The following is a 25489-nucleotide window of genomic DNA, read 5'->3' as shown; positions in this document are numbered from 1 at the left end:
GGTCAGCCCTTGAGGCTGCCGGCGGTCAGGCCGCTCATGATGTTGCGCTGGAAGATCAGGAAGGTGATCAGGGTCGGCAGCGAGGCGATGGCGAGGGCGGCGAGGAGCCAGTTCTCGGAGACGCTGGCGGCAAGGGAGTAGATGCCGACGTTGACGGTCTGCTTGCCGGGGTCGGGCAGGGTGAGCATCGGCCAGAGGAAGTCCTTCCAGACCGCGACCACCGCGAAGATCGACACGACGCCGAGGATCGGCCGGGACAGCGGAAGGACCACGGAGCGCAGGGTGCGCATGGACGAGGCGCCGTCGATGGCGGCGGCGTCGAGGAGCTCGCGCGGGATGGAGTCGAAGAACCGCTTGAGCAGGAAGATGTTGAAGGCGTTGGTGACCGACGGGAGCCAGATCACCCAGGGCGAGTTGATGAGGTTGCGCTCCACGACCGGCACGTCAAGGACGGTCAGGTACTGCGGTACGACCAGGACGGCGGCCGGGATCATCAGGGTGAGCAGCATCGCGCCGAGGATCGCCTTGCCGAACACGGGCCGCAGCTTGGAGAGCGAGTATGCGGCGGCCACGTCGAAGATGAGCTGGAAGGCGAGCGCGCCGAACGCGTAGTACAGGGTGTTGAACAGGAGCCTTGCCAGGTCCATCACGCCCCAGGCGTCCGCGTAGTTCTGCGGGTGGACGGCGTCGGGGACCAAGGTGGGCGGTGTCCGGGCGAATTCCTGCGGGGACTTGAGGCCGCTGGTGACCATCCAGTACAGCGGGCCGATGAAGACCAGGGTGAAGAGGACCGTCACCACGGTGAAGGCCGTCCAGTACAGGAACTTGCCACGGGGGCGGGCCAGTTGGGCCGGGGAGATCAGGGTGCGTGTGCTCATGTCCGTCGTCTCCCCCGGCTAGTCTTCGCTGCCGGCGCGGCTCAGTCGTGCGTACGCCGCCGAGAATCCGGCGAGCAGTACGAGCAGGACCAGGCCGAGCGCGGCCGCGCTGCCGTAGTTGTTGAAGGTGAACGCGTACTGGTAGATGAGGTGGACGACGGTCAGGGTCGCGCCCTCGGGTCCCGCGCCGCCGGTGAGCAGGAACGGCTCCACGAACACCTGCATGGTGGCGATGATCTGCAGGAGCAGCATCAGCGAGAGGATCAGCCGGGTCTGCGGGATGGTGACGTGCCAGATGCGGCGGAGGATGCCGGCGCCGTCCAGCTCGGCCGCCTCGTACAGCTCTCCGGGGATGGACTGGAGCGCGGCCAGGTAGATCAGTGTCGCGCCGCCCATGTTCATCCAGGTGGCCGCGACGACCACGGAGAGCATCGCGGTGTCGGTGTCCTGGAGCCAGGCCTGTCCAGGCAGACCGACGGCTTCCAGGATGCGGTTGAAGAGGCCGTATCCGGGGTCGTAGAAGTACTTGAAGAGCAGTACGGATGCCACTGGCGGCAGCATCACCGGGAGATAGACGAGCAGCCTCAAGTAGCCGCGTCCGTGCCGGAATTCGTTGAGGATCAGGGCGATGGCGAAGGGCACGGCGAAGCCGAGGAGCAGCGCGAGGCCGGTGAACAGGAGGGTGTTGCGCCAGGCCTGCCAGAACGCCGGGTCGTTGAAGATGTAGGTGAGGTTGGACCAGCCCGCCCAGACCGTCTCACCGTTCTCGGTCTTCTGGAAGGCCAGGATGAACTCCCTGACCATCGGATACCAGGAGAAGATCGAGAAGCACAGGACCGCGCCGATCAGGAAGGCGTGGGCGGTGAGGTTGCGCTTCAACGCCCGGCGGAACGAGCCGTGTTCGGGGCCGGAGGCCCGGCCGCCCGGCGGCGGGGAGGGCCTGCGGGCCTCGTTCTTGTGGAGGGTGGGCGCGGACATCACTGGTTGGCCAGAACCTGGTTGACCTGTTGCTCGGCAGTCTTGAGGAGTTCGTCCGCGTCGGCGTTCTTGTTCGTGAGGACGGCCGACATCAGGGTGTCCAGGACCTTGTAGACCTCTTGCGCCTTGGGCGGCTCGGCCTTGCCCGTGACCGGCTTTTCGGTGAAGGCCTGGAAGTTCTCGACGGGCATCGTCGAACTTTCCTCGCGGGCCTTGTCGTCCTTGGCCCTGCTGTCACCGGTCCAGAAGTTCGGCTGCGGCAGGCCGACGGGCAGGCCGTCCGCCTTGGTGCGGGCCCAGTCGAACTGGCCCTTGCCGACACTGAGGAACTTGAAGTTGATCCAGGCGATCGCGGCCTTGATCTGGTCGGGCGAGCTGCCCTTCTTGATCATGTAGTCGTTGCCGCCGAAGAGGGTGGCCTTCTGGCCGGGTATCGGACCCATCCCGAAGTCGTCGTACTTCGCGCCGAGGTTCTGCACCATGTACGTGATGTCGTCGGGCGCGGCGAGGAACATGCCGAGCTTGTCGGCGGCCATCTGCTTCTGCAGGTCGCCCCACTTCAGGAGCTGGGTCTTGCCCATGCTGTCGTCGTCCCAGCGCATGGCCTTGAGGTTGTCGACGATTTGCTTGCCGGTGTCGTTGTCGAAGGCGGCCTTGGTGCCGTCCTTGCTCACGATGTCGCCGCCGAGGCCGTAGGTGGTGGCGGTGAAGTGCCAGCCGCCGTTGTTGCCCGCGCTGTACTCGCCGAAGCCGGAGACTCCGTCGCCCAGGGCGGCGATCTTCTTGGCGGCCGTGCGGACCTCGGCCCAGGTGTCCGGCGGCGAGTTGGGGTCGAGTCCGGCCTTCTCGAAGAGCTTGCGGTTGATGAGCAGGCCCATCGTGTAGTTGCTGAAGGGCAGGCCGTAGAGCTTGCCGTCCTTCTTCAGGACGCCCAGGACGTTCGGGTCCATGTCCTTGAGGGCCGGTACGGACCTGTCGTTGACGTAGGCGCTGATGTCCTGGGCGCCGTTGTTGTCCAGGACCTGCTGGAGATCAGTGAAGTAGGTGTAGAAGACGTCCGGTTGGGACTTCGCCTTCAGCATCGCCGTGAAGCGGGGAGGCTCCAGGCAGGGGTCGGTCTGCTTCCCCTTGATCGTGACGTTCGGGTACTTCTTGTTGAACGCCTTGACGTCCTCCTTCCACTGCTTGAGCTCGGCTTTCTCGGCGCCGGGCGGCATGCAGTCGATGGTGAGCGTCACCTTGGTCTTCGGGTCCAGCGGGGCGGCGGCGTTCGCCGCGTCGGCGCCGTTGTCCCCGTCGGAGTCGCCCTCGCCACTGCTGCTGGTGCCGCAGGCGGCCAGGGCGGTGAGGGCGAGCGCGGAGGCGACGGCGGTGCGGAAGGTGGTGCGGCGGCGGATACGTGGAAGTGGCATCCGGAAGCTGCTCATCGGTGGACCCCTTTGGACAGCGCCACCGCCCGTGCGGGCAGGGACGGCATGGCAGGAGCAGGGAAGCCCACAGCTGCGCGGACTGTGTGGCGGCGCTCACTCAAGCACCGTCGACAGTTCTGCGCAATATCTAGCGCGATGATTGAAAGAAGTTGACTGTACGAAGCGGGGGTCGTCCGTCGAGCGCCTACTCCTGCGGCGCCTGACCCGTCGAGCCGCGCACCACGAGCTCCGGTTCGAAGAGCAGCTCCTCGGTGGGCACCGCGCTCCCCGCGATCTGAAGAGCGAGCAGCTCGACCACGGCTCGGCCCATGGCCTCGATCGGCTGACGCACCGTGGTCAGCGGGGGTTCGGTGCAGGTCATGAACGCCGAGTCGTCGTAGCCGACCACCGAGACGTCCTGTGGGACGCCGAGGCTCCGCCGGCGCGCGGCGCGCACCGCGCCGAGCGCGAGGGGGTCGCTCGCGCAGACGATGCCGGTGACTCCCGCGTCGAGGAGTCGTGCGGCGGCGGCCTGGCCTCCCTCGATCGAGAACATCCCCCGCGAGACATGCCGCTCGGGCAGCTCGCCGCCGCCTTGCTCGGCGATCGCGCGGGCGGCGGCTAGCTTGCGCTGCGATGGCATGTGGTCGGCAGGGCCGAGCACCAGGCCGATGCGGCGGTGGCCGAGGGTGGACAGATGCCGCCAGGCCTGCTCGACCGCGACGGCGTCGTCACAGGACACCGCGGGAAAACCGAGCCGCTCGATGGCCGCGTTGACGAGGACCACCGGGATCTTGCGCGCCGCGAGCCGCTTGTAGTGCTCGTGCGGGGCGTCCGCCTGTGCGTACAGCCCACCGGCGAACACGACGCCGGAAACCTGCTGTTGCAGCAGCAACTCAACATAGTCCGCCTCGGACACACCACCCTTGGTCTGGGTGCAGAGCACGGGAGTAAGACCCTGCTGGGCGAGCGCTCCACCGATCACTTCCGCGAACGCGGGGAAGATCGGGTTCTGCAGTTCGGGCAGCACGAGTCCCACGAGCCGGGCCCGCTCGCCACGCAGCTGGGTGGGCCGCTCGTACCCCAGGACGTCCAGGGCCGAGAGCACGGACTGCCGGGTCGCGTCGGAGACCCCCGGCTTGTTGTTGAGCACCCGGCTGACCGTGGCCTCACTGACCCCGACCTTCCGCGCCACCTGAGCAAGTCGTCGCGTCATGCACGCAAGAATAGTGCAATTCTTGCGTTCTGTTTGCGTGCTTGCTGAATCCGCTCCGGATCGCCCCGGCGGAGCGGGGCCGGGGCCAAACGGGTGAGGGCGGATCGTTTCGGCGCCGGGTCCTCGTGGATTCAGGTATCACTGCTGGTCAGGGCGGGAATGCGGGATGCGTTCACGTGCCGTTCCCGGCATCCATGCGCCGTTCCCAGCAAAGGAAGAGATCCATGCGTCTTCGTCACTCACTGGCCGCCGCGGCCGGTGCCGCCGTGCTGATCCTGACCGTGCCCGGCTCCGCCTACGCGGCCGAGGGCGATTTCAGGTACACGTACATCAACAGCGACGGTGAGGAAGAGCAGGCCACGCTGCACGACCCGAACAGCGGCGAGTGCGTCACGCTCCCCGAAGCTGCCCAGGAGTACCACCAGCCACCCGCCCACTCCCCGAAGAACCGCACGGATTCCTTCGCGATGGTCTTCACGAACGCCGACTGCTCCGGTGACACCTTCACGTTGCGCCCCCACACCGGTGGCGCGAGCGAGCGGTTGAAGCTGCGGTCGGTTCTGTTCTCCTGAGCCTGCGCGTCACGCCTCGGGCACCTCGGGCATCTCGGACACCCCAGGTACCCCAGGCATCTCAGGGGACGCGGGCGACCGCGACGTAGAAACCGCTCAACTCGGCCTTCGGTGCCGGCGATTGCTTGTACCAGTGCGTCGCCGTCACCAGGCCCGGCTCGACCAGTTCCAGTCCCTCGAAGAACCGCTCGACCTCCGCGCGGCGGCGCATCCTCAGGGGCACCTGGCCCTTCTTGTAGGTGTCGGTGACGGAATCCGCGAGCTCGGGGTGTTCGTCGGTGGTGCCGTGGGACAGCACCAGATAGCTCCCGGACGGCAGCGCGTTCACCAGGGTGCGCGTCAGGGCGTAGGGGTCCTCCTCGTCGGTGATGAAGTGCATCAGGGCGATGAGGGAGAGCGCGATGGGCTGCGTGAAGTCCAGGAGTTCGCGCGCGTGGTCGAGGATCGCTTCCGGTCGGCGCACATCCGCCTGGACATAGTCCGTGGCGCCTTCCGGGCTGCTGACCAGCAAGGCTTCGGCGTGCCTGAGCACGATGGGGTCGTTGTCGGCGTACACGACCCGGGAGCTGGGAGCGATCGCCTGGACGATCTGGTGGAGGTTCGGGGCGGTGGGGATTCCGGTGCCGATGTCGAGGAACTGCCTGACACCGTTGTCAGCGAGCCAGGCGGAAGCACGGTGCATGAACGCCCTGTTCCGCGCCGCGTTCGCGCGTGCCTCGGGCGGCAGCTTCTCGCCCATCTCCTGATCGACCAGGTAGTTGTCCTTGCCGCCCAGCAGCCAGTCATAGACCCGGGCCGGGTGCGGTTTGCTGGTGTCGATCAGGATGTTGGCGTCTTCTGCGGTCATCCATGGATCTTCCGAGCGTCCAGGTCACCCTGTCAACCGTTAAGGCTGGTGAGGGAGTTGCCTCCGGCAGCGGTCAGCGCTGCCGGAGGTGGTCGCGCAGGCTGCGGGCGACCTGCGCCATGAGGGCATCGGCGCCTGGCTGCGTGCTCGCGGGTACGAGGGACTCGGTCAGGACGGCGATCGCGAAGGCCTGGCCGTCGGAGTGCTCGACGACGCCGATCTCGTGACGGAGGTTGAGGAGACTGCCGGTCTTGGAGGACCAGGTGCTCGCGTCGGAGCTGAAGTCCGGGGCGAGCCGGTGCCGCAGTACGTTGTGGGCCAGGAGGTCGCGCAGCCGCTGGGCCACGTCCGGGTGGATCTTCGACGGCGTCCACAGGGCTTGCAGCAGGTCGACGTAGGTGCGGGCGCTGCCCGTGTTGGCCCGGGTGGTGTCGAGCTGCGGCACCCGGTGGCCACGGCCACTGGTGCCGGCGTCGATGGCGAGGGCGTGGGCGAGATGGGCCTGGTCGGCGTCGAAGCGTTCCACGGGGGTGTCGGACAGCTCGCCGACGCTGTGCCGGACGGCGATGCCCCGGATGCCGAACTCGTGGAGCATACCGGTGACTTGGGCGGGCGGGGTGAGCTCGAACAGCGCGTCGGCGGCCATGCCGTCGCTCAGACAGGTGCTCAGGTAGAGCAGGTCGTCGATCGCGATCCGGGCGGGGTGACGGAATCGGCTCAGCCCGGTGGGTCCGGGCGTGGTGACCCGCCCCGGCTGCACCTCGAGCACCGTCGCCCCGTCGAGCTCTCCCCGCCGGATCCGCTCGAGCGTCGCGAGTGCGAGCGGGACCTTGACCAGTGAGGCGGACGGCAGGTGGGTGTCCGCCTCGATGCCCAGCTCCTCCCCCGTGTGCAGGTCCCGCACGAGCAGACATCCGTGCAGGCCGCCGTCGCGCAACTGCAGGCGCAGATCGCGCAGCAGGGCCTCGGTGCTCACGCCACCGCGCAGGTAACCGTTCATGCCCATCCCACCTCCGTGCCCAGGTTCATCGCGACCTCCGTACCCAGGTTCATCGCGCCGCTCCTGCCATGGCCCCGGCCAGGGCGCCCACCCCCAGGCAGCGGGCGATGGCGTCGCCCAGGCGCGCCTCGATGTGCTGCGGATTGCCCTCCGCTGCGGCGGCCAGGGCGAACCCCCGGCCGAGCGTGACCTCACCGATGGGCCGCCAGGTCAGGGCGAGTTCCTCGGCCTGCGCGAGGGAACACAGCAACAGGTCGCCCGAGCACAGGACTTCGGCCGCGGCACTCGTCAGGTCGGCCGCGGCGACGAGCTGCGCGGGCCGCAGCCCCAGCGCGTCGCGCAGGCGCGTCAGGGGGTCGCGGATGTGCGGCACGTCGTCCTCGGGCTGGATCCAGACGCGGCGGGCCGGGCCGGGAGAGGCACGGCCGACCCGCAGCGTCTCCAGGTAGACGCGCCGGACGCCGGGATCCCGGGGGCCGGCGAGACCCAGCGGCACGGACCACGTCGCCTCGTCCGCGGGCACCGCGAGCAGCGCGGCGCGCACCTGCTGTGCGTGGAGGAGCTCCCTGCGCTGGGTCGGCGCCGCCACCCGCAGGTCGAGGTTGACGCCGTGGCCGCGTGCCTCTGCGACGAGACGGGCGAGACCGGACGTGGAGCAGATGCCGGGCACCGCGAGCCGCCAGGGCTTGCGCTTGACGGCTTCCGCCTCGTCGAGGAGCACGTCCGCCGCCTGCACGAGCTGCCGGGCCGTGGGCAGCATGTCCCGCCCGAAGGGGGTGAGGACGGCGCGCCGCGACGTGCGCTCGAACAGCGGCTCGCCGAAGCGTTCTTCCAGCGCGGCGACGCGACGGCTTGCCACCGACTGGGACATCCGCGCCGCGGCCGCTCCGTCGGTGAAGCTGCCGTACTCGCTGACGCTGACGAACGCGCGACATGCTCCCACCAGATCCACGCCCGAGATCCTATGCCAGATCAGCATGGAACCACGCATGAGCGTATTGGACCGCATACGCACGCGAGGGCGAGGGTGGCTCCGGCACTCACGACCACGTACCGGGACGGAGCCGTGCCGCCTCGTCCCCTATGCGCCCTGTCCTCGGGGCGCCCGGAGGTTTGGCCCATGCAGGACACCCGCGCCCGTCTGCAGCACACCCGCGCCGCCCGTCCACAGCACACCCGTACCCGTCGCGCCGTTCTCGGCGCGCTTGCCACGTTCTGCCTCGTCCCGCTCGTGGCCTGCGCGGATGGCGACTCCTCGGCTTCGTCGTCGCCTTCCACGGCGACCACCAAGCCCGCGGGAACCACGAAGCCCGCAGGGGCGGCGAAGCCGTTCACCGGCGATCTCAAGGCACTTGAGCGCAAGTTCGACGCGCGGCTCGGCGTCTACGCCATCGACACCGGCACCGGGCGCGAGGTGGCCTACAACGCCGGTGAGCGCTTCGCCTACAACTCCACGTTCAAGGCGCTGGCCGCCGGCGCCGTACTGGGCAAGTACTCCCTGAGTGGCCTCGACCGGAAGATCACGTACTCCAAGGACGATCTGGTCGCCAACTCGCCCGTGACCGAGAAGCACGTCGACACCGGAATGACCCTGGGCGAACTGTGCGACGCCGCCGTCCGCTACAGCGACAACGCCGCGGCCAACCTGCTCTTCGACCAGCTCGGCGGCCCCAAGGGCCTGGACGCGACGCTCGAGAAGATGGGGGACGACGTCACGCGAATGGAGCGCCGTGAGCCCGAGTTGAGCACGTGGGTGCCGGGTGAGACGCGGGACACGAGCACACCGCGGGCGCTGGCCGAGGACCTGCGCGCGTTCGTACTCGGGGACGCTCTGCGCAAGGGTGAACGCGCGCAGCTCACCAAGTGGCTGAAGACCAACACCACCGGGGACAAGACCATCCGGGCCGGTGTGCCCAAGAACTGGGTGATGGGCGACAAGACCGGAACGGGCAGCTACTACGGCGCCCGCAACGACATCGCCGTGGTGTGGCCCTCCGACGGTGCCCCCATCGTCATGGCGATCTTGTCGAACCGCGGCAAGAAGGACGCCGAGCCCTCCGACAAGCTGATCGCGGAAGCGACGTCCGTGGCCGTCGACTCGCTGACCACGACGAGGAGCCCTCGATGACGGATGCCGCACCGCTCACCGGCCCGGGCAGCAGACCGGCCAGGAAGGCCCCCCGCGTGGTGGTCGCGGCCGGGCTGACGCTCGCGCTCGCCGCGGGCATCGCGTACGCCGCGGAGCTGGGCCCCTTCGACCCTGGGCCCCCGATAGCCGACCCGGAGGCGACGAGGCAGGCGCGCGCGTTCCTGGCCGACTGGGAGGCGGGGCGCATGTCGCGCGCGGCGGCGCTGACCTCGCGTCCCGAGCAGGCGGAGCGCGTCCTGAAGAGCTTCACCGCCGGGCTCGACATCAGCGAGCCGACCCTGACCCCGGGTGCGGTCACGGCCGGTGAGGACGGCACCGTGACCATGGCCTTCACCGCCAAGATGCCCGTCACGGAGCTGGGCACCTGGACCTACGCCTCCGCCGTGCCCCTGCGCAAGCAGGACGACGGCGCGTGGAAGGTGGAGTGGGCGCTGTCCCTCGTGCACCCGAAGCTGAGCGGCACGGAGAAGTTCCGTCTGGAGCGGGAGGACGCCGCCGGGCCCAAGATCAACGACCGGGACGGGAACGCCTTGTCGAGCAGTACGCACCCCTCCCTCGCCCCGCTGCTCCCCCAGATCGCCGGGGGCAGCGGTGCGGGTCCTCGCGGCGCGGTGCGGCTCGTCGACCGGGTCACCGGTGAGGTCAAGGCGACGGAGGTCTCCTTCGGCAAGCAGTCCGACCGCCCCGCCGACCGTCCCGTGGCCACCACCCTCGACACCACGTGGCAGTCCGCGGCGGAGAAGGCCCTCGCAGCCGAGGCCGACGGCAAGGACGCCGCGCTCGTCGCCCTGCGGATCGACGACGGGGAGATCCTCGCCGTCGCCAACTCCCCCTCGTCCGGGTTCAATCGCGCCGTCTCGGGGACCTACGCGCCGGGCTCCACCTGGAAGCTCGTCACCACCAGCGCGCTGCTCCTGAAGGACGCGGTCGCGCCCGGCGATGTCGTGGACTGCCCGAAATACCTCACCGTCGGCAAGCGGTTCCAGAACGTCGAGACCTCCGAACACCGGGGCGCCACGTTCCGCAAGGACTTCACCACCTCGTGCAACACCGCCTTCATCAGCCTGCGCGACAAGGTCGCCGACCAGGAACTGGGCGATGTCGCCGACAAGTACTTCGGGGTCGGGCAGAAGTGGAGCGTCGGCATTCCCTCGTACGACGGGTCGGTTCCGACGCCCCGTGACCAGACCGAGAAGGCCGCGTCGATGATCGGGCAGGGGAGGGTGCAGGCCAATCCGCTGATCATGGCGTCCGTCACCGCGACGGCGGTCTCCGGCGCCTTCCACCAGCCCACCCTGACCGGTGGCGCCAAGGACACGACCGCCACCACCCCGCTGCCGCGCGAAGTCGTCACGCAGCTGCGCGAGTTGATGCGTGCGACGGTCACCGACGGCACGGCCTCGGTCCTTGCCGACCTGCCCGGCGATGTGGGGGCGAAGACGGGTACGGCCGAGGTCTCCGAGGACGCCCCCAACAACGGCTGGTTCGTCGCCTACCGCGGCAACGTGGCCGTGGCCTGCGTCGTCGAGAAGGGCGTCACAGGTGGCGCGTCGGCCGGGCCCGTCGTCCGCAGCCTCCTCGGAGCCGTGCCGGACGACCCCTCCTGACGGGCCCTCCTGACGGCCCTTCCTGACGGGCTCGTCGCGGGCCTCAGGAGTCCCGGCACTCCACGTGGCCCCAGCCGTGGGCGTTCTTCGCGATCTTCTCTCCGGCGGCGTAGGGCTTCTGGCAGTGGCAGCGGCCGGGGAACTTGGCCTTGATGACGCCGCCCGAACTCCCCTTGCCCGCCCGTGCGGTGGAGCTCTTGCCCGCGGTGGAGCTCTTGCGCGGCCGGGCGGCGGGGGAAGCCGTCACGCGCTCGGGCCGCGGCTCCGGGATCGTGAGCGCGCCGTGGGCGGTGCCAGCGGCCTGCTGCGTCGTCGCGGCGTCGCTGGCCGCGACATCAGCGATGGCGTTGAGGTGGTCGCCGTCCGCCTGGTGGGCCGCGACGTACCGGAAGGTCACCGCGCGGCCCTGGAGGAGTGCGTCGATGCGGACGACGAGGTCCTTGTTGGCCACCGGCTTCTTCGCCGCGGTCAGCCAGCCGTTGCGCTTCCAGGACGCGATCCACTTGGTGACCGCGTTCATCGCGTACTGGCTGTCCATGCGGACCTCCAGCGGGACGGCCGGGTCCGTGGACTCCAACAGCTCGGCAAGCGCGGTCAGTTCGGCGACATTGTTGGTCGCGTCACCGAGGGGTCCCGCCTCCCACCGCTGCGGGCGCTCGTCGGCGTCGGCGACCACCCAGGCCCAGGCCGCGGGCCCGGGGTTCTTCTTCGCGGCTCCGTCACAGGCGGCGATGATCAAGTCAGACATCCCTCGATGATGCCAGCCCCCGAGGGCCCCGCAGGCCACCGCCCCTCTGGCGGGCGGGCGGTCCGGAAACAACACCATTCCAGCCAGACCGGGACACTCCTCCGGCCCACTGTCCCGCACCACCCCTGAGTGAGCCACCTGCCGGTCCGCCACCGGCCCATCAGGCGCGGCCTAAGCTCCGGCGGCGTCCAGCGCGGGGGCGATGACCGCGAAGGCCTGGTCGGTCAGCTCGGCCGGGTCCTCGACGCCGTCGCTGTCGCTCCACCGTTGCAGCACGGCGTCGAAGGCGCACAGCGCCATCCCGGCGGCCAGCCGCGGGTACAGGTCCACGCCCGCGTCACGCCCCAGACGCCGCGCCACCTCCCCCGTCAGGTCGTCGCCCCACTGCGCCTGGTGCTCAAGGAAGCGTGCCCGCAGGGCCGGGGTGCGCAGAATCAGCCGCACCACGGGCAGCACGCGCTCGGAGTGGTCGCCACAGGCGGCGAGGGGAACCCACATCGCGTGCCGCAGCGCCACGGAGGGCCGCTCGTCGGCGGGGCGGGCCGCCAGCTCGGCGTGAATGCCGACCCCCATGTCGGCCAGGAACTGGACGACCACGTCCTCCTTGGACGCGAAGTACCGGAAGAACGTCCGCCGGGAGACGCCCGCGGTGGTCACGATCTCGTCGATGGTGACCGCGTCGAACCCCTTCCTGGCGAGGAGTTGCAGCGCCGCTTCGGTCAACTCGTTCGAGACGAGCTGCCGTTTGCGCTCGGCCATGGTCACTTCGGGGCGGGAGCTCACCGGGCCATCGTACACGCCATGCCTTTCATGACACTCAGGCTCCTCTTGACACTGAGTGCCACGAGCGACAACATGTGCCGCATGACGCAGCAGCAGCGCTGGACAGCCGAGCAGATCCCCGACCAGACCAAGCGGGTGTTCGTCGTCACCGGGGCCAACAGCGGCCTCGGCCTGGCGACCACCCGGGCGCTCGCCCGGCGGGGCGGGCACGTGATCCTCGCGGTACGCGACGAGGACAAGGGCCATCAGGCGGTCGCGGAGATCACCGCCGCACAGCCGGACGCGAGCCTGGAGGTACGCCGCCTCGACCTGGCCGACCTCGACTCGGTCCGCGGCTTCGCCGATCGTCTGCGCGCCGACCACCCACACATCGACGTACTCATCAACAACGCGGGCGTGATGGCCCCGCCCCGCACGCTCAGCAAGCAGGGCCACGAGCTGCAGTTCGCCTGCAACCACCTCGGCCACTTCGCGCTCACCGGCCTGCTGCTCGACCTGCTGACCGCCGGAAACGATCCCCGAGTGGTGACGGTGAGTTCGATCAACCACCGGCAGGGGCGCATCCGCTTCGACGACCTGAACGGCGAGCGCGCCTACAAGCCCATGGGCTACTACAACCAGTCGAAGCTCGCCAACGCCGTCTTCGGCCGGGAACTCCACCTCCGGCTCACCGAGTCCCGCAGTCCGGTACGCAGCGTGCTCGCCCACCCCGGCTACACCGCCACCAACCTCCAGATGGGCACACCGACCGGCCTGTGGCGCGTGGTGCTCGGCCGCATCGGCAACCCGCTGTTCGCCCAGCGCCCGGCCGACGGCGCACTCCCCCAGCTGTACGCGGCGACCGAACCGGAGGTGGAGAGCGGCCAGTTCATCGGTCCGGGAGGCATGGCCGAACTGCGCGGCGCACCGACCCGGGTGCGGCTGGCTCCCGTGGCGGCGGACGCGGAGACCGGGCGGCGCCTGTGGGAGCTGTCGGAGCAATTGACCGACGTACGGTTCGCGTTCCCGGCGGTCGTATAGCCGGCGTACAGCCGGGCGCCTCCGAAGGAGCCCCGTCAGCGCGCGACGGGGCGGATCAACTCCCAGGCCTGGAGGGCGAAGTCGAGGGTCATGCCGTGGCGCTCGTACAGGGCGAGGGCGCCGCTGCTGTTGTCGGTGTCCACGCCGAGACCTATTCGGTCGCGGCCCAGCGCCGCGTAGTGGCCGAAGGCATGGCGCAGTAGGTAGCTCCCCAGGCCCTGGCCCCGGGCCTGGCGCAGCACCCCGAGGCTGCTGATCCATGCCATCGATGTGCGGTGGTTGTGGGTGTGCAGCACCGCCGCGTCACCCAGGCCGTCGACGTGCGCGATCCACATCAGGGACCAGTCGGTGCGCTCGGCGTCGATGTCGTCCAGCCACTGCTCGTACGTACGCGGGTGGAAGTCGAAGTGTTCGGCGAAGGTCTCCTGCAGCAGCCCGTGGGCGCGCCTTCGGTTTGGCTCGGCCAGGCAGGGGCGCAGGGTCACACCGGGCGGCGGCCCGGCCACTCGATCCGCGTCCGTGGACAGGGGGCGGACCATCGAGTTGTAGCGCCGGACCGTCGTCCAGCCGCGTCCGCGCAGCGCGCGCAGGTCCATGGTGGGGGCGATGTTGAGGTGCAGGTGCACCACCGCCCGGTCCGCTCCGTTGGCGGCGGCGCGCTCGGCGGCACGCGTCTCCACCAGGTCGAACAGATACTGGGCGGCCTGGGGCCGGTCGGGCAGCGTGTAGCACTCCGTGTCGATCCGTTCGCCGCCGGACTCGTCCCACAGCATCCCGTACGCGATCAGCCTGCCGTCGTCGAACAGCAGCCAGGAGTCGTGCTCCAGGTCGACTTCCGGGTGCTTCAAGTCGGCCTGGATCTCGGTGAGTTCGGTGTCGGCACGGCCGATCTCCAGCAGGTCGATCTCGTTGAGCAGCACGCACACCGCCGCCGCGTCGTCGAACGTCGCGGGGCGCATCGTCAGGCCGGGCGGGAGGGTGGCGGGCGTGGTCATGGACCCACTCTCCGGTGCCGGGGAGTGGGTCCGCAACGGACTTTTCGGGGCCGTGCCGGGGTCGCGGGGCCCCGGCACGGCGGGGTCCGGCTAGATGCCGAACGGCGCGGCGTAGCGCACCATGCCGCTGGGCAGCGGGTGACCGGCGTCGAGGGCGAGGGCCATCATGGCCTCGTCCGGGACGTCGATGCTGATGCCGATGCCGTACGTGGAGGCACGGGTGAAGCCGAATCGCGGGTAGTACGCCGGGTGTCCGAGGACGGTGACGAAGCGCTCGCCCCTGTCCTTGGCCACGTCGAGCGCGGCACGGATCGCCGCGGAACCCGCACCGGTCTTCTGGTACTCGGGGAGTACGGCGACGGGGGCCAGGCACAGGGCCGGGGTGTCCCCGATGTGGCAGCGGGTCAGCAGAGCGTGGCCGACGATCTTGCCGTCCTGGTCGGTGGTGACGACGGAAAGGCCGTCGATCCACGCGGGGTCGGCGCGCAGCGCGTCGACGAGGTCGGCCTCCGCCGGGGTGTCGAACGCGGCGACGACGACGGCGCGAACGGCGGGGATGTCAGCGCTGGTCTCGGCGCGCGTGATCCAGGTGTTGCTCATGGCGTTGCCCATGGTGGTGTCGCTCATGGTGGATGGAGATCCGTTTCATGGTGGTTCGTGTGGGTGGCGCCCCGCGAGCTCACGCTCCCAGCGAGGGCGAATCCGGCTGAGGTCAGGCCACGGCCCGGGACGTGAGGGTGGTCCGGGCGGTGCGCATGGCAGTGGCCTTGAGCGCGGTCATCAGCCCCAACTCCCAACATCCTCGATACGGATCACACGAACGCCGTAGATCTTACCATCCGGGCAGCGGCCGGACCCCTTGCATGTTCTATGCCATACCCCATAAGTTACCGAGCAGTAGTCCAGGGTCGGGCGCAGCTCGGCGACGCCAGGAAGGCTCCCGCATGTTCGACGGCCTCTTCACCGCCACCGGCGGCCCATCGGCTCGCCCGAGCCCGATCACCGCGGCGGTGGGCGCGTGAGCCCCCGTAAGAGCGACAGCCGTGAGCGGATGGTGCTGAGTGCCGCGGCACTGCTGCGTGAGTACGGGGCCGGCGCCACCAGCATCGACCGGGTGCTCGCCCACAGTGGCGCTCCCCGTGGCTCCGTCTACCACCACTTCCCCGGCGGGCGGGCCCAGTTGATCGACGAGGCGGTGGCACTCGCCGGTGACTTCATCGGCGGTCTGATCGAGGTCGGCACGCGGGCCGACGATCCCCTGGAAGCGATCGACGCCTTCTTCAGGCTGTGGCGCGAGCGGCTCGTCGACAGCGACTTCCGCGCAGGCTGCCCCATCGTGGCGGTGGCCGTGGAGACCAACGACGACGCCCCGCACCTCGCCCGCTCCGCGGCGCGGGTCTTCGCCGCCTGGAGGGAGGCACTCGCCGGCCTGCTCGTCCGGCACGGCCTGCCCGAGGAACGGGCAGGGAGACTGGCCGCCTTCATCATCGCCGCCGTGGAAGGCGCGGTGATCATGTGCCGGGCCGAGCGGAGCACCGCCCCGCTGGACGCGGCCGCCGCCGAGATCCACGACATCCTCGTACACGCGCTGGCTGACCGCCCTGAGCCCGGTCAGGAGCACCAGTGACCCATCATCCCCCGCCATCGCCCGAGCTCTACCCCACTGGCCCGACCCCTGAGGGAGCCACCATGCCCACGCTCGACCGCCGGGACGACGTCTTCATCCTTGACCTCGGGGACGGCGAGAACCGCTTCCACCCCGACTGGCTCGCCGCCGTCGACGCGGCGCTCGACGAGGTGGAGAAGGCGGAAGGGCCCCGCGCCCTGGTGACCGCCGCGACGGGCAAGTTCTTCTCCAACGGCCTCGATCTGGACTGGCTCTTCGCCCACGCCGACCAGCACCAGGACTATGTGACCAGCGTGCAGGGCCTCTTGGCGCGGATGCTTTCCCTGCCGGTCGTCACCGTGGCCGCGCTGCAGGGGCACACCTTCGCGGCAGGGGCGATGCTCTCCCTGGCGCACGACTTCCGGGTGATGCGCGCCGACCGTGGCTACTGGTGTCTGCCCGAGGCCGACATCAACATCCCCTTCACCCCGGGCATGTCCGCGCTCATCCAGGCCCGGCTGACCCCGCAGACCGCACACGAGGCCATGACGACCGCCCGGCGCTACGGCGGCCACGACGCCCTGGCCGCCGCCGTGGTCGACCGGGCGGTGGACGAGGACGCCGTACGCGACACGGCGCTCGAGATCGCCCGCTCCCAGGTGGGCAAGGCAGGCCCCACTCTCGGCACCATCAAGACCCGCATGTACGCATCCGCCCTGGCCGCCCTGCGGGACAAGGACAACATCCTCGGCTGACACCGGCAGCACCGACCGCACCGAACCCACCGGCACAGCAACACGCACAAGGAGACACCATGTCGACCGCAGAAGTCACCGCCGCCATGTCCGGACTGGACCTGATGCGCTGGGTACAGACGCAGCGCACCGCCGACATACCGTCCATCGGCCGCCTCCTCGGCATGCGCTTCGACGAGGTGGAACACGGCCGCATCGTCATCTCCCTGGACACCCGCCCCGACTTCGCCAATCCGCTGGGCACGGTCCACGGCGGCATCGCCGCGACCCTGCTCGACTCGGCGATGGGCTGCGCGGTCCACACCACGCTTCCCGCGGGCGTCAGCTACACCACGCTGGAACTCAAGGTGAACTACATCCGCGCCGCACGCACCGACGAACGCACGCTCACCGCCGAGGGCACGGTCATCCACACGGGCCGCCGCACCGCGACAGCCGAAGGCAAGGTCCTGGACGAGGAGGGCAAGCTGATCGCTCACGCGACCACCACCTGCCTGATCATCGGGCCCACGGCCTGACGGCGAATCACCTGCGGAAGCATCACCAACGGTATTGCCCAGTACGCCAGTTGGGCACTCTGATGGCATCGAACGGCGAAGTGCGCGCCGGACATGCCGGAGGTCTGCCGTGGGTCATGGGGTTCGCTGGACGGTCGTCGTGCTGTCCACCCTGGGGGCATTCGCCGTGCCGTGGACCCTGCTGACACTGACGGACGCGGGACCGGAAGCTGCCCTCGCTCTCGCGTCGACGACCAGTGCCGCGGTGCTCAGTGCGGGCGGTTGGTTCGCGGCCCGCGATCCGGCACCGGTCCATCGGGCCGCGGGCACCGCGCCCCCTCCCCCGGCGGACGGGCCTCTGCTCATCGGACCCCTGCCGCACGAACCCCTCGCCTTCCAGGAACGCGCCGAGCTGTTCGAGGCCATCGAAACGGGCATGCAGCGGAATGGGGTCACGGTCGTCTGCGCGCTCACCGGCGGCCGAGGCGTGGGGAAGACGCAGTTGGCCGGGGCCTACGCACGCGCTTGTGTGGACGCGGGCTGGCGGGTCGTCGTCTGGATCGTGGCCGAGGTACCGGGGCAGGTCGTCGCCGGGCTCGATGAACTCGCGGACGCCGCGGACGTCAAGGGCGGCATCCAGGACGCACAGCTCTCGGCCACGGCAAGGGGCCCGCGCCGGCGCCCGGTCGCGTCGACAACCCCATGGCAGTGGGAACGCGCTGTAGCGCCATGCCCCCCACAGCGATGGGAGGAGCGAGGCGTAGGGCGGGGTGGACGGGGGACTCGGGGGCGGGGCAGATTGTGCAGCGGCATGCACACGGGCTTCCGTACGAACGACCACAGGGAGGCGCGATGTCGACGCAGACCCATCGCCTCATCATCCACGAGCTCGCACGGTGCGAAGAGTGCGCCGTGCTGCGTGTGAGCGGTGAACTCGACCAGAGCGGTGAGAAGTTCTTTCTGCGCACCCTCGGCGCCTCCGTCATGGCGGGTCATCGACATCTCGTTCTCGATGTGACGGCGCTGGTGTTCTGCGACTCCCGTGGGCTCAACTGCCTGCTGGGAGTGCGGTGGTTGCTGCGGCGCCGCGAGGGCCAGCTCCTGCTGGCAGGAGCCGGCCGTCACCTCGTCCAGCTGCTGGCGCTGACCGGCAGCACGGAATTCTTCCCCCGCTACCTCACGGTGGGCCAGGCCCTGCTGACCCTACCGCCCGCACACCGCCCCACGTGGCCGCCCTCACCTCCGGCCAACTGCCCTGATGGTGCGGCTACTTGACCCGGGCGGAGAACGACGGTCCGGCCCGCCCGGCAGACGGCGAGGACATGGTGGCCGTACCGCGCGAACGGAAACGGCTCAGACGACCATGACCCGGCGCCCGCGCGCGTGACCGGCCTGGCTGTCGATGTGCGCCGCCGCGGCCTCGGCCAGCGTGTACGACTTCTCGACCGGGATGTGGAGCTTCCCCCGCGCGATGAGACCGGCGGCCTCGGCCAGCGCCTCCGGCACGCTCCCGGCCACGCCGGAGAACCGGACACCGAGCTTCGGCGCGTCGAGATCGGCGATGGAGATCACCTTCTGCGGATCGCCGGTCAGCTCGATGAGCTCCCGGATCACGCCCGAGCCCGCCAGATCGAGAGCCGCGTCGACAGGGCCGAGCTCCCGCACCCGCTCGACCCAGCCCTCGCCGTACGTCGTGGCGATGGCACCCAAGCTGCGCAGATAGTCCTGGTTCGCGGCCCCGGCCGTGCCGATCACCGTGATGCCGCGATCGCGTGCGATCTGCAGCACCGCCGATCCGACTCCCCCTGACGCACCGCTGACCAGCAGCGTCTGCCCGGACTGCACACCGACCTCGCGCATGACGCGTAGCGCGGTCTCCACCACGGAGGGGTACCCGGCCGCCTCTTCGAACGTCAGGCCGTCGGGCATACGGGCCCAGGCCCCCAGCACGGCGAACTCGGCATAGGTGCTTGCGCCTTCACCGAAGACGTGGTCGCCGACCTCGACCCCTTCGACGCCCTCACCGACCTCGTCCACCACCCCGGCGGCGTCAAGGCCGACTCCGGCAGGCAACTCGATCGGGTGGGCCCCCAGAATCTGGCCTTCGCGAAGCCTCCAGTCGACGGGGTTCACGCCCGCCGCCCGCACCGCGATGCGTATCTGGCCGGGGCCGGCGTGAGGCTGCTCGGCGTCCAGGAGCTGCAGGACGTCCGGACCGCCGAACTCGGCGAAGGTCACTCTCTTCATGCTCTTGATCGTCGTCATGCGGCCGACCATAACACTAACCGTTAGGGTTTTTGAACGGTTGCAGCTTTGCAACTGGTAGCATCACGGCATGACCGCGCCGACCGGACGTCGCGAGCGCAAGAAGGCCGCGACCCGCCAGAACATCGCTGAGACCGCCCTGCGGCTCTTCCTGGAACGCGGGTACGAGGCGGTGGGCATCCGTGACGTGGCCGCCGAGGCCGACGTCGCCGTCACCACGCTCTTCTCCCACTTCGCCTCGAAAGAGGCCCTGGTGTTCGAGCAGGACGCGGATTTCGAGCAGCGCCTCACACAGGCGGTCACGGGCCGGGCGCCGCACGAGCCCCTCATCCCTGCGCTGCACCGCGAGATCCTGGCCCTGGTACGACATTGCACGGCGGACGGCGCCGCCCCGATCTGGCGCCTGATCGACTCGTCACCCGCCCTTCGCGTGTACGAGGAGTCGATGAGGCTGCGCCACGCGGAGTCCGTGGCAGCGGCCATCGCCGCCGATCCCGAGCTGACGCAGACCCCAACGGCCTGCCGGGCGATCGCGAGGTTCGCGATCGACGCGTTCTCGCTGGCCCGCGAGGCGACGGATCCGGAGGCCGCCGTGGACGAGGTCTTCCTGATGATCGACGCGGCCTGGAAGGCCACCTGACCTTTCCGACAGCGTCGAGCTTTCCTCCCCTCCCTCCGGCCGTCGTGCGCCAACTCCTGGACGCGGGCGCCGAGGTGCTCACGGCGTTCGGGAGCGGTCGTGCACGTCTCCTCGGCCGCGGACCCCACCGTGGCACCCCCGTTCCTGCGCTACGTTGCGGCGAAGGCGGCGGTGGAGCGACTCGGGAGCAGTGGGCGTGCGCACCCGAGGCTGAGCCCCGCGCGGCCCCAACTGCGCGGCGGGGGGGGCCCCCCCCGGGGGGGGGGGGGGGCGCGGGGGGGGGGGGGGGGCGGGGGGGCGCGGGGCCGGGGCCGCCCCCCGGACCGCCGCGCGCGGCACCCCCCCCCGGCCCGCCCCCTCGGGGGGGGGTGCGGGGGGGGGGGGGGGCGGGGGGGGGGGGGGGGGGGCCCCCCCCCCCCCCCCCCCCCCCCCCCCCCCCGGGGGGGGCCCCCCCCCCCCGGGGGGGGGGGGGCCCCCCGCCGCGGTGTCGCGAAGAGGAGGGGTCAGGTCGCGAGAGCCCAAACCATGACGCCGTCCGGCACACTATCCGCCGGGGTTCGACCCGTGCACTGCTCGCAGACGGCGTGCTGCGCACAAGCCTGCGGTTGCGCCGGCTCGCCCTGGGCCTTGCGTGCGGCCAACCAGACCGCGATATAGGCAGGGCCGGCCGTAATCACAGCTACGGCGATCTCGGTGAAAGCCATCGGTCTCACCCCCAGGCACCTAATCGTGTCCGTACACCATAGGGGCGAGGGGCATCGATGGGCGGCAAGTTGCCGGATCAGGCCCCGAATTGCCGGATAAGGTCCCGAACTTGGCTGGATCCATGAAGTCAGCTTTCAGGCCTCGGCAGCGGACCAGTACGGACTGTGCATGGTCAGGAAACGGATGTCGAGGTCGGACTCCAGGTACTCCATCCGCCGCTCCCAGAAGGCCCGCATGTGCGGGAGGGCGAGGTGGGCGTCGAGGTCGGCCTGGGTGCGCCAGGCCTCGTAGAAGACGAAGACGCCGGGCTCGTCCCGGTCCTCGTGGAAGTGGTACTCCAGGCAGCCGGGCTCCTGCCGCGTCGGCTCGACGAACGACGAGATGCGGCTCGGCCCGGTGCTCGCCGCACTCGCGGACCCGCTGCGTCGCCGCGTGGTGCGCGAGCTGGCCGCCGCGCCCGACGGCACCGCGCGCACGTGCAGTTCCTTCGCGCTGCCGGTCTCCAAGGCGACCGTCACGCACCACTTCCGCGCGCTGCGCGAGGCCGGGCTGATCCAGCAGGTCGCCCGCGGCAACAGCCGGATGGCCACCCTGCGCCGGGCGGATGTGGAGCAGCGGTTTCCAGGGCTCCTCGGGGTGGTGATGGCAGAGCCGGAGGAGTGAGCGCCGTGAGCCACACGTAGGGTGCGGCGGCATGAACCAGGGTTCCCGCCATGCCATCCGTCCAGTCCGTGCCGATGAGTGGCCGGAGGTGAAGGAGCTGCGGCTCCTGGCCCTACAGGATCCGGTGGCTCCGATCGCCTTTCTCGAGACGTACGAGAAGGCCGCCGCGGAACCGGACTCCTTCTGGCAGGAGCGGGCCGAGAGGGCGGCCGACGGCGCGCGGGTGCGCCAGTTCGTGGGCGAGGGCCCCGACGGGACCTGGAGCGGCTCGGTGACCGTACTCATCGAGGACGCGGGCAGCGACGAAGTGTTCGGCGGGCCCGTTCAGCAGCGCCAGGCGCATCTCGCCGGTGTGTACGTGCGCCCCGAGTACCGCGGCAGCGGAGTGATCGACGCACTCTTCGAGGCGGCCGTCGCGTGGGCGTGGTCGGTGCCGGATGTGGCGCGGGTGCGCCTGTACGTCCATGAGGACAACGCGCGGGCCGAGAGCTTCTACCGGCGGTACGGATTCGTGCGCTCCGGGGAGACCGTCCCGATGCAGGGCGACCCCTCGAAGAGGGAACGCGAGATGGTCCTCGACGCGTGATCGACGATGCCGCCGGCGGTGGTCAGATCCACCGTTGACCGTACAGACCCGGATGGCCCGATCTCTAATGAGCGGGAAGGCGCTGTCGATTCGGGGCGAGAGGCGTGCTGTACATGGGCGGCAGGGCAATCGAGGAGGGTCTCGACGATCGCTACGAGGTGAAGGAGGTCGCGGGTGAGGGCGGGATGGGGCGGGTGCTACGCGTCCTGCACCGGCAGTGGGGAATCGACCTGGCGGTCAAGACACCGAAGCCGGAGCTGTTCGCGACGGATGAGCAGCGCGAGCGGTTCGTCAGCGAGGCCGAGGCGTGGGTCGCGCTCGGGCTGCACCCGAACATCTGCGGATGCCATTACGTGCGCGTGGTCGATGGTGTTCCTTACGTCTTCTCCGAATACGTACGCGGCGGCAGTCTGCACGACTGGATCGCCGACCGCCGCCTGTACGAGGGCGGCCCGGAGGCGGCCGTGGCGCGCATGCTGGACCTGGCGATCCAGATGGCCTGGGGCGTGGGCCATGCGCACGCTGCGGGCCTGGTGCACCGGGACGTCAAGCCCGCCAACGTACTGCTCGACCTACAGGGCGGCGGTGACATCGTCGCCAAGGTCACCGACTTCGGCCTGGCTCGCATCCGGCCGATCGCCGCCGAGGACGACGGTGACCTTCAGCGCGGCGTCAGCGTCCCGGTGTCGGCGGGCGGGCGGACACCGGCGTACGCCTCGCCGGAGCAGCTTGCGAACCGGCCGGTCGGGCGGCGAACGGACGTGTTCAGCCTCGGTGTCACGGTTCTTGAGATGTTCACCGGCGGGCCGCGCTGGGGCCGGGGGCCTTTCGCGAACGACACGATCAGAGAGCGTCACGGGATCGAGTCGTACGGGCCGGGCCTGCCGCCGCTGCCGCCGGATCTGGCCGATCTGCTGGAGCTCTGCCTCGCCCCGGACTCCGCGGAGCGGCCGGGGTCGATGGCGGCGGTCGCCGAGGAACTGACGGCGATCTACCTGCGGGTCACCGGGGAGCGGTACCGGCGCCTGGAGCCGAAGGCCGCCGACCTGCGCGCCGACGAGCTCAACAACCGGGCGCTGTCCCTCCTCGACCTCGACCGCGAGGAGGAGGTCGCCGCCGCTTTCACCGCGGCGCTGAGAGCCGACCCGCAGCACGCCGAGGCGACGCTGAACTCGGGGCTGTGGCGTTGGCGCGGCGGTGAGATAACCGACGAGGAGTTGGTCACCGATCTCGACGCCGTCCGCACCGACACCGACGACGCCTGGCCGGCGCGGCACGCGCTCGGCCTCGTCCACCTGGAGCGGGGCGACCTCGTCACGGCCCGGCCGCTTCTCGAAGGCGTCGACCGCGAGCGGCCCGGGCTGCGGGACGTGCGCGAGGCGCTGGACACGCTGGGCTCCGGAACGGTGCCGGACGCGGACTGTATCGGGACCAACGAGATCCGCTGGAACCCGACCGTCGACGGCGAACTCGACCCGATGCTCCACATCGACGTGGCCGCGGACGGGCGGACTGCCGTGACCGGTGGTGACGACGAACACGTCCGCGTGTGGGATGTGCGCACGGGCCGGTGCCTGCGCACCCTTCGCGGCCACACGGCCAAGATCCGGTCGGTCCGGATCACTCCCGACGGCAGGTACTGCGCCTCGGTCGAGTACGACGCGGTCATGCGGATCTGGGACCTGTCCGACGGCAGTTGCCTGCGGACCATCAGGGCCGCGAGGTCCTTCGACTGGGCGGCGGTCAGTGCGCGGGAGGGCATCGCCGTCGCCACGGAACCGGTCTGGAAGGACGGCGTGCACGGCTTCGACATCGTCGTGTGGGATCTGCGCCGGCGCCAGGTCCGCCTGCGGCTGCACGGCCCGCTGGCGCAGTTCCCGAAAGCCGAGCTCAGCCCCGACGGCCGCTGGGTCCTCGCGGCCGGGTACGAGGACTGCATCGCCCGCCTCTGGAATCTGCGCACGGGGGAATGCGCGCAGGTACTGGCCGGGAAAGGCGTGAACCAGCCCGTCGTGTGCTTCGACACCGGCAACGGCATCGCGGCGATCGCCGACAACCACGATGCCACCGGCATCTGGGACCTGCGCACGGGGCGGCGGCTTCGCACACTGCGTGGCCCGGTCAGGTCGCTCGCGTTCAGCGCCGACGCCGCGAGGCTCCTGGCCGGTGCCGGCGACGGCGCGATCCGTCTGTGGGACGTGGGGACCGGCAGGTGCATGCGGACGTTCAGGGGCCACCAGGGCAAGGCGGGCCGCGTGCTGTGGGGAGCGGGCGATCGGTTCGCGCTGTCCGCGTCGCTCGACAACACCGTGCGGCTGTGGCGGATGCCCGAGTCTCCCGCCGTTCCGTTCCAGGTGTGCTGGCCTCGCAGGCACGGCGTACTGAACGTGTTGGAGGAGAAGGTGAAGGCGCTGCTGGAGATCGCGGCGGCTCGGGAGTCGGCAGGCGACCGCGCCGCTGCGCTCGACGCGCTCCGGGAGGCTCGGGCTGTGCCCGGGCACGAGCGGGCTCCCGACGTGATGGCCGCCTGGCGCGCCCTCAGCCGGTCACTGGTCCGCACCGGCATTCGTGCGGTCTGGCACGCTCGCAGTTTCACGGCGCACCGCTCCACCATCGATTCGCTCGACATCAGTGCGGGCGGGGAGGTGATGGCCACCAGTGGCGGCGGTGAGATCCGGCTCTGGGACCTCGGCAGTAACGCGCTCATGCGGACCATCACCGTGGACGAACGAAGCGAGCGCCGCGGCCCCTTCGCCGGCATCGACAAGGTGCAGCTCAGTGCCGATGGCGGCACCGTCATGGGCTGGGGTCGCAGCGGATCGGCCAGGGCCTGGTGGACCAGCAGTGGCGCGGAACGGTACGCGATGTCCGACGACCGGCTCATCGGCACCGACGCGATACCCGAGACGCTCAGGTGGGTCGCTCCCATGGCGATGAGTCCCGACGCGGCCCGGTTCACCGCTGACGGGCGCTGCGCGCTCATCGGCGGCGACGGCACGGACCAGCGGTTCAGGCTCTGGGACCTTGAGACCGGCACCCTCCTGCGCATGCTCGAAGGCCATACCGGAATGCCCAGGGCAGCGTGGGTCGGCCCCGGCGACCGGATCGCCGCCACCGGCGCGAGTGACGGGACGGTCCGCCTGTGGGACCTCGGCACCGGCCGCTGCGACGCCGTGCTGCGTGGTCACACGCACTGGGTCATGGCCGTGACGATGAGCGCCGACGGGAGCCTGGCGGCCTCCGCGGGCGGCTACGACGATCTGTCGATCCGCGTATGGGACACGGCCACCGGCGCCTGCACCGCGGTGCTCGAAGGACAGCGCGGCAACGCGCACAGGATGCGCTTCACCCCGGACGGCCGCTTCCTGCTGTCGACCCACGACGGTGAGGGGATGCGGCTGTGGGACCTGGCGACCGGCACCTGCCTGCGGACGGTGGAGACGCAGCCCGGGCAACTGGCCCAGCTCGCTGTGACGGCCGACGGCGCATACGCGGTCACCGGAGGGGGCGACGGGCACGTACGCCTGTGGACGCTCGACTGGGAGCTAGCGAAACCGCGGACCTGACCTG

26 protein-coding genes are annotated in these 25489 nt (G+C 70.3%); 13 read left to right on the top strand and 13 right to left on the bottom strand.

Annotated elements, in window-relative coordinates:
• Window positions 1-2 precede the first annotated feature (2 nt).
• From ACWGI2_RS08420 to ACWGI2_RS08405, 4 genes are all read right to left on the bottom strand, one after another.
• Entirely contained in the window at window positions 3-878 is an 876-nt protein-coding gene (locus tag ACWGI2_RS08420) for a carbohydrate ABC transporter permease (protein ID WP_453694571.1), read from the bottom strand.
• Window positions 879-896: 18 nt separating this feature from the next.
• Window positions 897-1856 (bottom strand): carbohydrate ABC transporter permease, encoded by a 960-nt coding sequence (locus tag ACWGI2_RS08415; RefSeq protein ID WP_453694570.1) that lies wholly within the window; start codon window positions 1854-1856, stop codon window positions 897-899.
• Window positions 1856-3283, bottom strand: a complete 1428-nt coding sequence (locus ACWGI2_RS08410; RefSeq protein WP_453694569.1) for an extracellular solute-binding protein — start codon at window positions 3281-3283, stop codon at window positions 1856-1858. Before ACWGI2_RS08410 ends, ACWGI2_RS08415 begins: the two co-directional genes overlap by 1 nt.
• 187 nt (window positions 3284-3470) lie before the next feature.
• Window positions 3471-4481 (bottom strand): LacI family DNA-binding transcriptional regulator, encoded by a 1011-nt coding sequence (locus tag ACWGI2_RS08405; RefSeq protein WP_453694568.1) that lies wholly within the window; start codon window positions 4479-4481, stop codon window positions 3471-3473.
• A 224-nt stretch (window positions 4482-4705) separates the two neighbouring features.
• On the opposite strand from ACWGI2_RS08405, the gene ACWGI2_RS08400 reads away from it, so the two are divergent.
• Window positions 4706-5053 (top strand): hypothetical protein, encoded by a 348-nt coding sequence (locus ACWGI2_RS08400; protein WP_453398875.1) that lies wholly within the window; start codon window positions 4706-4708, stop codon window positions 5051-5053.
• 61 nt (window positions 5054-5114) lie between these two features.
• Here the strand turns inward: ACWGI2_RS08400 and ACWGI2_RS08395 are convergent, their stop codons facing one another.
• From ACWGI2_RS08395 to ACWGI2_RS08385, 3 genes are all read right to left on the bottom strand, one after another.
• Entirely contained in the window at window positions 5115-5900 is a 786-nt protein-coding gene (locus ACWGI2_RS08395) for an SAM-dependent methyltransferase (protein ID WP_453694567.1), read from the bottom strand.
• A gap of 73 nt (window positions 5901-5973) precedes the next feature.
• Window positions 5974-6876, bottom strand: a complete 903-nt coding sequence (locus tag ACWGI2_RS08390; protein WP_453694694.1) for a serine hydrolase — start codon at window positions 6874-6876, stop codon at window positions 5974-5976.
• Window positions 6877-6949: 73 nt separating this feature from the next.
• Window positions 6950-7879 carry a LysR family transcriptional regulator gene (locus ACWGI2_RS08385; RefSeq protein WP_453694566.1) on the bottom strand — a complete coding sequence of 310 codons (930 nt, stop codon included), beginning with the start codon at window positions 7877-7879 and terminating at the stop codon, window positions 6950-6952.
• A 141-nt stretch (window positions 7880-8020) separates the two neighbouring features.
• Between ACWGI2_RS08385 and bla the strand changes: the two genes are divergently transcribed.
• A complete protein-coding gene (gene bla, locus ACWGI2_RS08380) occupies window positions 8021-9028 on the top strand; it encodes a class A beta-lactamase (RefSeq protein ID WP_453694565.1) in 1008 nt (335 codons plus the stop codon).
• Window positions 9025-10656, top strand: coding sequence for a penicillin-binding transpeptidase domain-containing protein (locus ACWGI2_RS08375; protein WP_453694564.1), 1632 nt, complete (start codon window positions 9025-9027; stop codon window positions 10654-10656). Before bla ends, ACWGI2_RS08375 begins: the two co-directional genes overlap by 4 nt.
• Window positions 10657-10699: 43 nt before the next feature.
• Here the strand turns inward: ACWGI2_RS08375 and ACWGI2_RS08370 are convergent, their stop codons facing one another.
• Together ACWGI2_RS08370 and ACWGI2_RS08365 are read right to left on the bottom strand one after the other, a co-directional pair.
• A complete protein-coding gene (locus ACWGI2_RS08370; protein ID WP_453694563.1) occupies window positions 10700-11404 on the bottom strand; it encodes an RNase H family protein in 705 nt (234 codons plus the stop codon).
• 171 nt (window positions 11405-11575) lie between these two features.
• Window positions 11576-12163: an acyl-CoA-like ligand-binding transcription factor gene (locus ACWGI2_RS08365; RefSeq protein ID WP_453694693.1), complete on the bottom strand. Its 588-nt coding sequence runs from the start codon at window positions 12161-12163 to the stop codon at window positions 11576-11578.
• Between the two features lie 105 nt (window positions 12164-12268).
• Between ACWGI2_RS08365 and ACWGI2_RS08360 the strand changes: the two genes are divergently transcribed.
• The gene (locus tag ACWGI2_RS08360; protein ID WP_453694562.1) at window positions 12269-13207 is read left to right on the top strand and encodes an oxidoreductase; all 939 of its coding nucleotides are present in this window, start codon (window positions 12269-12271) and stop codon (window positions 13205-13207) included.
• Window positions 13208-13242: 35 nt separating this feature from the next.
• Here ACWGI2_RS08360 and ACWGI2_RS08355 read toward each other — a convergent pair whose 3' ends face one another.
• Window positions 13243-14202 carry a GNAT family N-acetyltransferase gene (locus tag ACWGI2_RS08355; RefSeq protein ID WP_453694561.1) on the bottom strand — a complete coding sequence of 320 codons (960 nt, stop codon included), beginning with the start codon at window positions 14200-14202 and terminating at the stop codon, window positions 13243-13245.
• A 90-nt stretch (window positions 14203-14292) separates the two neighbouring features.
• The gene (locus ACWGI2_RS08350) at window positions 14293-14802 is read right to left on the bottom strand and encodes a GNAT family N-acetyltransferase (RefSeq protein WP_453694692.1); all 510 of its coding nucleotides are present in this window, start codon (window positions 14800-14802) and stop codon (window positions 14293-14295) included.
• Window positions 14803-15220: 418 nt separating this feature from the next.
• On the opposite strand from ACWGI2_RS08350, the gene ACWGI2_RS08345 reads away from it, so the two are divergent.
• The 5 genes from ACWGI2_RS08345 to ACWGI2_RS08325 all read left to right on the top strand — a co-directional run bounded on the left by ACWGI2_RS08345 (window position 15221) and on the right by ACWGI2_RS08325 (window position 18335).
• On the top strand, window positions 15221-15829 hold the full coding sequence (locus tag ACWGI2_RS08345; RefSeq protein WP_453694560.1) for a TetR/AcrR family transcriptional regulator: 609 nt from the start codon (window positions 15221-15223) through the stop codon (window positions 15827-15829).
• A gap of 62 nt (window positions 15830-15891) precedes the next feature.
• The gene (locus ACWGI2_RS08340) at window positions 15892-16563 is read left to right on the top strand and encodes an enoyl-CoA hydratase-related protein (protein ID WP_453694559.1); all 672 of its coding nucleotides are present in this window, start codon (window positions 15892-15894) and stop codon (window positions 16561-16563) included.
• A gap of 59 nt (window positions 16564-16622) precedes the next feature.
• A complete protein-coding gene (locus tag ACWGI2_RS08335) occupies window positions 16623-17081 on the top strand; it encodes a PaaI family thioesterase (protein WP_453398885.1) in 459 nt (152 codons plus the stop codon).
• A 109-nt stretch (window positions 17082-17190) separates the two neighbouring features.
• Window positions 17191-17985: a hypothetical protein gene (locus ACWGI2_RS08330; RefSeq protein WP_453694558.1), complete on the top strand. Its 795-nt coding sequence runs from the start codon at window positions 17191-17193 to the stop codon at window positions 17983-17985.
• Window positions 17973-18335, top strand: a complete 363-nt coding sequence (locus ACWGI2_RS08325; protein WP_453694557.1) for an STAS domain-containing protein — start codon at window positions 17973-17975, stop codon at window positions 18333-18335. The genes ACWGI2_RS08330 and ACWGI2_RS08325 overlap by 13 nt, the downstream gene beginning before the upstream one ends.
• Window positions 18336-18413: 78 nt before the next feature.
• On the opposite strand, the gene ACWGI2_RS08320 is transcribed toward ACWGI2_RS08325, so the two are convergent.
• On the bottom strand, window positions 18414-19307 hold the full coding sequence (locus tag ACWGI2_RS08320; RefSeq protein WP_453694691.1) for an NADP-dependent oxidoreductase: 894 nt from the start codon (window positions 19305-19307) through the stop codon (window positions 18414-18416).
• An 88-nt stretch (window positions 19308-19395) separates the two neighbouring features.
• Between ACWGI2_RS08320 and ACWGI2_RS08315 the strand changes: the two genes are divergently transcribed.
• Window positions 19396-19965, top strand: coding sequence for a TetR/AcrR family transcriptional regulator (locus ACWGI2_RS08315; protein WP_453694556.1), 570 nt, complete (start codon window positions 19396-19398; stop codon window positions 19963-19965).
• An 839-nt stretch (window positions 19966-20804) separates the two neighbouring features.
• Here the strand turns inward: ACWGI2_RS08315 and ACWGI2_RS08310 are convergent.
• Window positions 20805-21146: a putative quinol monooxygenase gene (locus ACWGI2_RS08310; protein ID WP_453694555.1), complete on the bottom strand. Its 342-nt coding sequence runs from the start codon at window positions 21144-21146 to the stop codon at window positions 20805-20807.
• Between ACWGI2_RS08310 and ACWGI2_RS08305 the strand changes: the two genes are divergently transcribed.
• The 3 genes from ACWGI2_RS08305 (at window position 21052) to ACWGI2_RS08295 (ending at window position 25485) form a co-directional block, all read left to right on the top strand.
• Window positions 21052-21333: an ArsR/SmtB family transcription factor gene (locus tag ACWGI2_RS08305; protein ID WP_453694554.1), complete on the top strand. Its 282-nt coding sequence runs from the start codon at window positions 21052-21054 to the stop codon at window positions 21331-21333. The genes ACWGI2_RS08310 and ACWGI2_RS08305 overlap by 95 nt on opposite strands.
• Window positions 21334-21364: 31 nt before the next feature.
• Window positions 21365-21919: a GNAT family N-acetyltransferase gene (locus ACWGI2_RS08300; RefSeq protein WP_453694553.1), complete on the top strand. Its 555-nt coding sequence runs from the start codon at window positions 21365-21367 to the stop codon at window positions 21917-21919.
• A gap of 113 nt (window positions 21920-22032) precedes the next feature.
• Entirely contained in the window at window positions 22033-25485 is a 3453-nt protein-coding gene (locus tag ACWGI2_RS08295) for a WD40 repeat domain-containing serine/threonine protein kinase (protein WP_453694552.1), read from the top strand.
• Window positions 25486-25489: the final 4 nt, after the last annotated feature.

Source organism: Streptomyces sp. NPDC054866 (assembly GCF_053610745.1).
This window is presented reverse-complemented; position numbering and strand designations above follow the sequence as displayed.

Bases quoted from the DNA above. Each gene is read 5' to 3' on its own strand.
- ACWGI2_RS08420 (WP_453694571.1), bottom strand. From the start codon at position 878: ATGAGCACACGCACCCTGATCTCCCCGGCCCAACTGGCCCGCCCCCGT.
- ACWGI2_RS08415 (WP_453694570.1), bottom strand. From the start codon at position 1,856: ATGTCCGCGCCCACCCTCCACAAGAACGAGGCCCGCAGGCCCTCCCCG.
- ACWGI2_RS08410 (WP_453694569.1), bottom strand. From the start codon at position 3,283: ATGAGCAGCTTCCGGATGCCACTTCCACGTATCCGCCGCCGCACCACC.
- ACWGI2_RS08405 (WP_453694568.1), bottom strand. From the start codon at position 4,481: ATGACGCGACGACTTGCTCAGGTGGCGCGGAAGGTCGGGGTCAGTGAG.
- ACWGI2_RS08400 (WP_453398875.1), top strand. From the start codon at position 4,706: ATGCGTCTTCGTCACTCACTGGCCGCCGCGGCCGGTGCCGCCGTGCTG.
- ACWGI2_RS08395 (WP_453694567.1), bottom strand. From the start codon at position 5,900: ATGACCGCAGAAGACGCCAACATCCTGATCGACACCAGCAAACCGCAC.
- ACWGI2_RS08385 (WP_453694566.1), bottom strand. From the start codon at position 7,879: ATGCTGATCTGGCATAGGATCTCGGGCGTGGATCTGGTGGGAGCATGT.
- bla (WP_453694565.1), top strand. From the start codon at position 8,021: ATGCAGGACACCCGCGCCCGTCTGCAGCACACCCGCGCCGCCCGTCCA.
- ACWGI2_RS08375 (WP_453694564.1), top strand. From the start codon at position 9,025: ATGACGGATGCCGCACCGCTCACCGGCCCGGGCAGCAGACCGGCCAGG.
- ACWGI2_RS08370 (WP_453694563.1), bottom strand. From the start codon at position 11,404: ATGTCTGACTTGATCATCGCCGCCTGTGACGGAGCCGCGAAGAAGAAC.
- ACWGI2_RS08365 (WP_453694693.1), bottom strand. From the start codon at position 12,163: ATGGCCGAGCGCAAACGGCAGCTCGTCTCGAACGAGTTGACCGAAGCG.
- ACWGI2_RS08360 (WP_453694562.1), top strand. From the start codon at position 12,269: ATGACGCAGCAGCAGCGCTGGACAGCCGAGCAGATCCCCGACCAGACC.
- ACWGI2_RS08355 (WP_453694561.1), bottom strand. From the start codon at position 14,202: ATGACCACGCCCGCCACCCTCCCGCCCGGCCTGACGATGCGCCCCGCG.
- ACWGI2_RS08350 (WP_453694692.1), bottom strand. From the start codon at position 14,802: ATGAGCAACACCTGGATCACGCGCGCCGAGACCAGCGCTGACATCCCC.
- ACWGI2_RS08340 (WP_453694559.1), top strand. From the start codon at position 15,892: ATGCCCACGCTCGACCGCCGGGACGACGTCTTCATCCTTGACCTCGGG.
- ACWGI2_RS08335 (WP_453398885.1), top strand. From the start codon at position 16,623: ATGTCGACCGCAGAAGTCACCGCCGCCATGTCCGGACTGGACCTGATG.
- ACWGI2_RS08320 (WP_453694691.1), bottom strand. From the start codon at position 19,307: ATGAAGAGAGTGACCTTCGCCGAGTTCGGCGGTCCGGACGTCCTGCAG.
- ACWGI2_RS08315 (WP_453694556.1), top strand. From the start codon at position 19,396: ATGACCGCGCCGACCGGACGTCGCGAGCGCAAGAAGGCCGCGACCCGC.
- ACWGI2_RS08305 (WP_453694554.1), top strand. From the start codon at position 21,052: ATGCGGCTCGGCCCGGTGCTCGCCGCACTCGCGGACCCGCTGCGTCGC.
- ACWGI2_RS08300 (WP_453694553.1), top strand. From the start codon at position 21,365: ATGAACCAGGGTTCCCGCCATGCCATCCGTCCAGTCCGTGCCGATGAG.
- ACWGI2_RS08295 (WP_453694552.1), top strand. From the start codon at position 22,033: ATGGGCGGCAGGGCAATCGAGGAGGGTCTCGACGATCGCTACGAGGTG.